Source organism: Micromonospora sp. NPDC002411, from assembly GCF_053592955.1.
The window spans coordinates 1-5,978 of record NZ_JBSFBM010000376.1 but is presented as its reverse complement, the minus strand read 5'-3'; the positions used below and the strand labels follow the sequence as shown (position 1 = coordinate 5,978).

Genomic DNA, 5,978 nt, shown 5'->3' with positions numbered 1-5,978 from the left:
CGAGGCCGGCTGACCGGCCCGGTTCTCCGCTTCTGCCTCGATCAAGTGATGAAAAGTAGGTTCCAGGGGCCACGCGGACCTACTTTTCATCACTTGATCACCGAAGATCAGGTGCTGATCGCGCGGCTCAGCCGGTTACGGATCAGGTCAGTTCGGCCAGGCAGGACCACTGGGATGCCACCGGTCGGTAGCCGAGTCGGGCGTTGATCGCGAGCATCGGCGCGTTCGCCTCGTCGTTCGAGGTGTACGCGACGCGCACGCCGTTCGCAGCGGCCCGGTGCAGCGCCGCCGTCTTGGCCAGCCGCGCCAGCCCTCGGCCCCGATACGCCGGAACGGTGCCGGTGTAGTCCGACCACATCCGGTCCCCGTCCCGCTTGACCAGGCTGAACGCGACCACCTCACCATCGATCTCGGCCGCGACGCTGGCGGCCTTGTCCAGCCCCAGGTTGTCCCATACGTCGTACTGCCAGCTCTCGTAGCTCTTCGCGTCGACCGGCACGTCGCCCGGTTCGTCTGCCGCCGAGGCCACGTCCGCCGTGTACAGGAGGTGCGGGTCCAGGTCGGCGATCGGGAGCAGCCGCACGCCCGGTGGCGGGTCGGGCAGCGCGGGTGCTGGATTCAGGTCGAGCGCCGAGTAGCGCACCTCCCGGCTGGGCTCGTAGCCGTGCCGGCGCGCGAACGGCAGCCCGTCGGGCAGTGCCATGGCGCGAACCCGGCGGATTCCCAACGGGCGGAGGAAGTCGGTCGCGGCGGTCAGCAGGGCGGTGCCGGTGCCACGTCGCCGGTGTTCCGGGTGCACGTGCAACAGGTTGATGCCACCGACGTTCGCCGCCGATGTCGTGCCGATGCGTTCGGCGGACACCCAACCGACCACCTGCTCGTCGACCTCGGCCACGAACGCGGTCCACTCCTCCTCGGGCGGCGGTTCGGCGATCATCTTTCGGGTCGACTCGACACCGCGCACCAGGTACGGAAAGACAGTCGCCCGCAGCGCCACCACGCCCGGGGCGTCGTCCGGCTGCGCCACACGAATCCGCATGTCAGGCCCCCATCCGTACGGCCGCGACGGCCTCGACCTCGACGAGCTGGTCCGTGTAGCCGAGCACTGCCACCCCCAGCAGGGTGCTGGGCGGATCGTGGTCGCCGAAGAAGTCCCGCACGACCTCCCATGCGGTCACCAGGTCCTTCTGCTGCGACGACGCCACGTAGACGGTGGTCTTTACGACGTCGGTGGGGGTGGCACCGGCCGCCGCGAGGGCGGTCTCCAGGTTCGCCATCGCCTGCCGGGCCTGCGCGGCGTGGTCGCCCGGCGCGACGGTGCGGCCCTCGGCGTCCAGCGGGCACGCGCCGGCGGTGAACACGAGCCGGGCGGGCGGCTCGACGACAGCCGCGTACGCGTACTCGGCGACGTCGGAGAGGGCGGGGACGTGCAGCAGTGCGACAGGGTCCGACATGCCGGCGAGGCTAGCGACCATCTCCCGCCGGAGCGACGGATTAACCGCCTCGCTCCGTGTCCGGGGGAACGAGGCAGCAACATCAGGGATATAGGGGCCTCGGAGCGCCGAGAGGCACCTACATCCCTGATGTTGTGCGGATCTTGGGGCGGGACGGCGGGCCTCGGGTCAGGCGGAGGCTCGGCGGATCAACTCGGTGGGGAGCATGACCCTCTGCTCGATGGTCTCCCCGGCGGCGAGCCGGAGCAGTTGGCGGGTCATGGCGCGGCCGAGTTCCACGATCGGCTGCCGGACCGTGGTCAGCGGCGGTTCGGTGTACGCGGCGGTCTCGATGTCGTCGAAGCCGATCACCGCGACGTCCTCCGGCACCCGCCGGCCGGCCTCGCGCAGCGTTCGTAGGGCGGCGTGTGCCATCAGGTCGGAGGCGGCGAAGACGCCGTCCAGGTCGGGGTGTTCGCTGAGCAGGTGCCGCATCGCCGCCGACCCGGACTCCCGGGTGAAGTCGCCGACGGCGATCAGCTCGGGCAACCCGGCGTCGGCGACCGTGCTGCGGTAACCGCTGAGCCGTTCGATGCCGGCGACCATGTCCTGTGGCCCGGCGATGGTGGCGATCCGTCGGCGACCACTGTCGATCAGGTGTCGGACGGCTGCGGTCACTCCGGCCACGTGATCGACGTCGACGTACGGCACGGGCACGTCGCCGAGCGGCCGGCCGCTGACCACCACCGGAATGCCGAGGCGGGCCAGCGTGCCGGGCAGCGGGTCGGCGCCGTGCAGCGAGGCGAACAGCACCCCGTCGACGTGCCGGCCGGTGGTGTAGCGCTCGACCCGTTGATGCCCGGCGGGGGAGCCGGCGAGCATCAGCACCAGTTGCTTGTCGGCGGCTTCCAGTTCCTGGCTGACGCCCCTGATGATGCCGGGGAACACCTGGTCGTCGGAGAAGACCCGGGTGGCGGCCTCCGGCATGACCAGGGCGATCGAGTCGGTGCGTTGGGTGACCAGGCTGCGGGCGGCGAGGTTGGGCACGTACCCCAACTCGGCGACGGCCCGGGTGACCGCCTCCCGGATCGGCTCGGCCACCGTGGTGGAGCCGTTGACCACCCGGGACACGGTGGCACGGGACACCCCGGCCCGCGCCGCCACCGCTTCGAGCGTCGGCCGCTGCGCCGTCGTCATCGCGCCTTCCCCCCGCTCGTCACAGCCCGTTCCGGGAGATCACCTCCTGGTACCACCGGGCGCTGGCCTTCGGTGTGCGCCGCTGGGTCAGGTAGTCGACGTGCACGATCCCGAACCGCTTGCGGTAACCCTCCGCCCACTCGAAGTTGTCCAGTAATGACCATACGAGATAACCGCGCAGGTCCACGCCCCGGGAGATCGCCTCGTGCGCCGCGCGCAGGTGCCCGTCGAGGTAGGCGATGCGATCGGTGTCGATCACCTGGGTCGGCCCGTCGGGCGAGTCGGCGCCGGGCTTGTCGGGAAACGCCCCACCGTTCTCGGTGATGAGCAGCGGCACGCCGGGGTAGTCGGTGGCGATCCGTTCCAGCAGCCGGGTCAGCCCGGCCGGCTCGATCATCCAGCCCATGTCGGTCAGTGGCCCGGTCGGCGGCACGAAGTGCACAGTGCCCTCGGTGCCCGGGTACGCGCTGTTGCCAGCGCCGTCGGGTCGACCTGCCACGTAGCCGGGCGCGTAGTAGTTGATCCCGAGCAGGTCGATCGGGGCGGCGATCAGCTTCTCGTCACCGTCGCGGATGAATGTCGGTTCGACGATCCGTGCCACGTGCTCGCGAACGTCGTCCGGGTAGCCGCCGGCCAGCAGCGGGTCGAGGAAGATCCGGTTGTGCAGGCCGTCGACCAGGCGGACCGCTGCGGCGTCCGCCGCGCTCTCCGGGTCGGCCGGGCGTACATCGGCCGGGTTGAGGGTGATGCCGACGCTGCGTGCGCCGGCCGCCCGCAGCGCCCGCGCCGCGAGGCCGTGCCCGAGCAGCAGATGGTGTACGGCGCTGAAGGCCGCCCCCGGGTCCTGCTCGCCGGGGGCGTGTATTCCGTTGGCGTAGCCGAGGTAGGCCGAGCACCACGGCTCGTTGAGGGTGGTCCACGTGTCGATCCGGTCGCCGAGGCGGGCGTACACGGCCGTGGCGTACGTGGCGAAGTGCTCGGCGGTGTCCCGGTTGGTCCAGCCGCCTCGGTCGCCGAGGGCCTGGGGCAGGTCCCAGTGGTAGAGGGTGACGATCGGGTCGATTCCCCGAGCGAGCAGCGCGTCGGTGAGCCGGTCGTAGAAGTCCAGCCCGCGCGGGTTGGCCGGGCCGGTGCCGTCCGGCTGGATCCGGGGCCAGGCGACCGAGAAGCGGTACGCCCGCAGGCCCAACTCGGACATCAGCGCCACGTCGTCGGAGTACCGGTGGTAGTGGTCGCAGGCGACGTCGCCGGTGTGGCCCTGGTAGACCCGGCCCGGCGTACGGCTGAAGGTGTCCCAGATGGAGGGTCCGCGGCCGTCGTCGCGGGCCGCGCCCTCGATCTGGTACGCGGCGGTGGCCGCACCCCAGAGGAAGTGTTCGGGAAATCGGATCTCGCTCACGCCTTGACCGCACCTTCCATGATCCCGCCGATGATCTGCCGGCCGAACAACACGAACACCAACAGCAGGGGCAGCGTCGCGATGGCTGTCCCGGTGAACACCTGCGACATGTCCTGGTAGTACCCGTCCGACAGTGCCCGCAGGGAGAGTTGCACTGTCGGATTCGCCGGGTCGTTCAGCACAGCGTACGGCCACAGGAAGTCGTTCCAGGTAGTCATGAACGTGAGTAGGCCGAGGACGGCGGCAGCGGGACGCAGCGCGGGCAGGACGACGTGCCACCAGATCCGGGCGGTGCCGCAGCCGTCCATCCGGGCGGCCTCGATCAGCTCGTCGCTGACCGCCTGGCCGGCGTACTGCCGCATCATGAACACCCCGAAGCCGGTGACCAGCGCCGGCACGATGACCGCGGGGAGTCGGTCGTTCCACTCCAGCTTGGTCATCAGCAGGTACAGCGGGATCACGCCGAGCTGGGTCGGCACCATCATGGTCGCGATGATGACCAGCAGTAGCGCGTTGCGCCCCCGGAACCGCAGTTTGGCGAAGGCGAACCCGGCCAGGCTGGAGAACAGGACCACGGAGATGGTGACCGTGGTGGCCACGATCGTCGAGTTGATCAGCCCGGTCAGGAAGTACGCGTCGGTGTTGTCGAACAGTCGGGCGATGTTGGCGCCGAGGTTGCCGCCGGGCGTCATCGGCGGCGGCAGTTGCCCCATCGCGTCGCTGGACCGGCTGGCGACCACGAACATCCACCAGATCGGGAAGACCGACAGGCCGCCGGCGACGATCAGGGCCAGGTAGGTGAGCGGGCTGGCCCGCCAGAGCCGGCTCATTGGGCCGCTCCCTTCCGGGTTGTGGGGCCCGAGTCGCCGCCGAGACGGCGGAGGACCAGTACGTTGATCGCCGCGACGATCGCGATGAGCGCGAAGAGCAGCCAGGCCACGGCCGAGCCGTACCCGAAGTTGTAGTGCGGCGCGAAGGCGTTCTCGAACATGTACATGGTCAGCGTCTGCGACTCGCGCATCGGCCCACCGCGGATCGGGTTGGTGCCGGAGTGGAACAGGCGCGGTTCGGTGAAGAGCTGCAACCCGCCGATGGTGGCGATGATGGCGCAGAAGATGATCGTCGGCTTGAGCAGTGGCACGGTGATGGACCAGAACTGCCGGGCCCTGTTCGCGCCGTCGATGGACGCCGACTCGTACAGGTCGCGGGGGATGGCCTGCATGGCGGCCAGCAGGATCAGCGCGTTGTAGCCGGTCCACCGCCAGTCGACCATGGCGGAGATGGCCACCCAGGAGGCGAACCGGTTGGATTTCCAGCCGATGGCGTCCACACCGACCATGTCGAGCAGCCAGTTGACCATGCCGAACTCGCGGCCGAAGATCACCCCGAACACGATCGCCACCGCGGCGGTGGACGTGACGTTGGGGACGAGCACGGCCATCCGCCAGGCGGTACGCGCCCGCAGGCCCCGGTTGAGCAGGTTGGCCAGCCAGAGAGCGGCGAGCAACTGCGGCACCGTCGAGATGACGAAGATCCCGAGCGTGTTGACCAGCGCGTGCCAGAAGTCGACGTCGGCCAGCAGGCGGGTGTAGTTCTCCGCCCCGACGAAGGGGTGCTCGCTGCCCAGCAGGTCCCAGTCGTGCAGCGAGACCCAGAAGGTGTACGCCAGCGGGTAGGCCCCGAACACGGCGAAGAGCAGGAAGAACGGGGCGATGTAGAGGTACGGCGAGAGCCGGGTGTCGAGCCGGCTGAGGCGACCCGTCGAACGCTTGGGTGCCGGTACGACCGGCGGACGGGCGTCGAGCTGGACGGTCATGCCCGGGAACTCCTTTCCGCCGTGCGGGCGGGACTCCGGGCACCGGCTCCACGGTGCGGCCGGCGTTCCTGTCCCAGGAGCTCACCGAGCTGCCCGGGCACCTTCGCGTGCTGGAAGCCGTCGAGGAGGTCGC

General features: G+C 70.0%; 6 protein-coding genes. All 6 read right to left on the bottom strand.

What is annotated here, in order from left to right:
• Positions 1 to 142: 142 nt before the first annotated feature.
• The 6 genes from ACWCO3_RS30015 to ACWCO3_RS29990 all read right to left on the bottom strand — a co-directional run bounded on the left by ACWCO3_RS30015 (position 143) and on the right by ACWCO3_RS29990 (position 5,845).
• Positions 143 to 1,039 (bottom strand): GNAT family N-acetyltransferase, encoded by an 897-nt coding sequence (locus ACWCO3_RS30015; RefSeq protein WP_450013240.1) that lies wholly within the window; start codon positions 1,037 to 1,039, stop codon positions 143 to 145.
• 1 nt (position 1,040) lies between these two features.
• Positions 1,041 to 1,454 (bottom strand): RidA family protein, encoded by a 414-nt coding sequence (locus ACWCO3_RS30010; protein ID WP_450013238.1) that lies wholly within the window; start codon positions 1,452 to 1,454, stop codon positions 1,041 to 1,043.
• A gap of 168 nt (positions 1,455 to 1,622) precedes the next feature.
• Complete coding sequence (locus tag ACWCO3_RS30005) at positions 1,623 to 2,630, bottom strand: LacI family DNA-binding transcriptional regulator (RefSeq protein WP_145778752.1); 1,008 nt, start codon at positions 2,628 to 2,630, stop codon at positions 1,623 to 1,625.
• A 19-nt stretch (positions 2,631 to 2,649) separates the two neighbouring features.
• Positions 2,650 to 4,029 carry a GH1 family beta-glucosidase gene (locus ACWCO3_RS30000; protein ID WP_450013236.1) on the bottom strand — a complete coding sequence of 460 codons (1,380 nt, stop codon included), beginning with the start codon at positions 4,027 to 4,029 and terminating at the stop codon, positions 2,650 to 2,652.
• The gene (locus ACWCO3_RS29995; protein ID WP_145778754.1) at positions 4,026 to 4,859 is read right to left on the bottom strand and encodes a carbohydrate ABC transporter permease; all 834 of its coding nucleotides are present in this window, start codon (positions 4,857 to 4,859) and stop codon (positions 4,026 to 4,028) included. Before ACWCO3_RS29995 ends, ACWCO3_RS30000 begins: the two co-directional genes overlap by 4 nt.
• Complete coding sequence (locus ACWCO3_RS29990; RefSeq protein WP_450013233.1) at positions 4,856 to 5,845, bottom strand: carbohydrate ABC transporter permease; 990 nt, start codon at positions 5,843 to 5,845, stop codon at positions 4,856 to 4,858. Before ACWCO3_RS29990 ends, ACWCO3_RS29995 begins: the two co-directional genes overlap by 4 nt.
• Between the last annotated feature and the right edge of the window lie 133 nt (positions 5,846 to 5,978).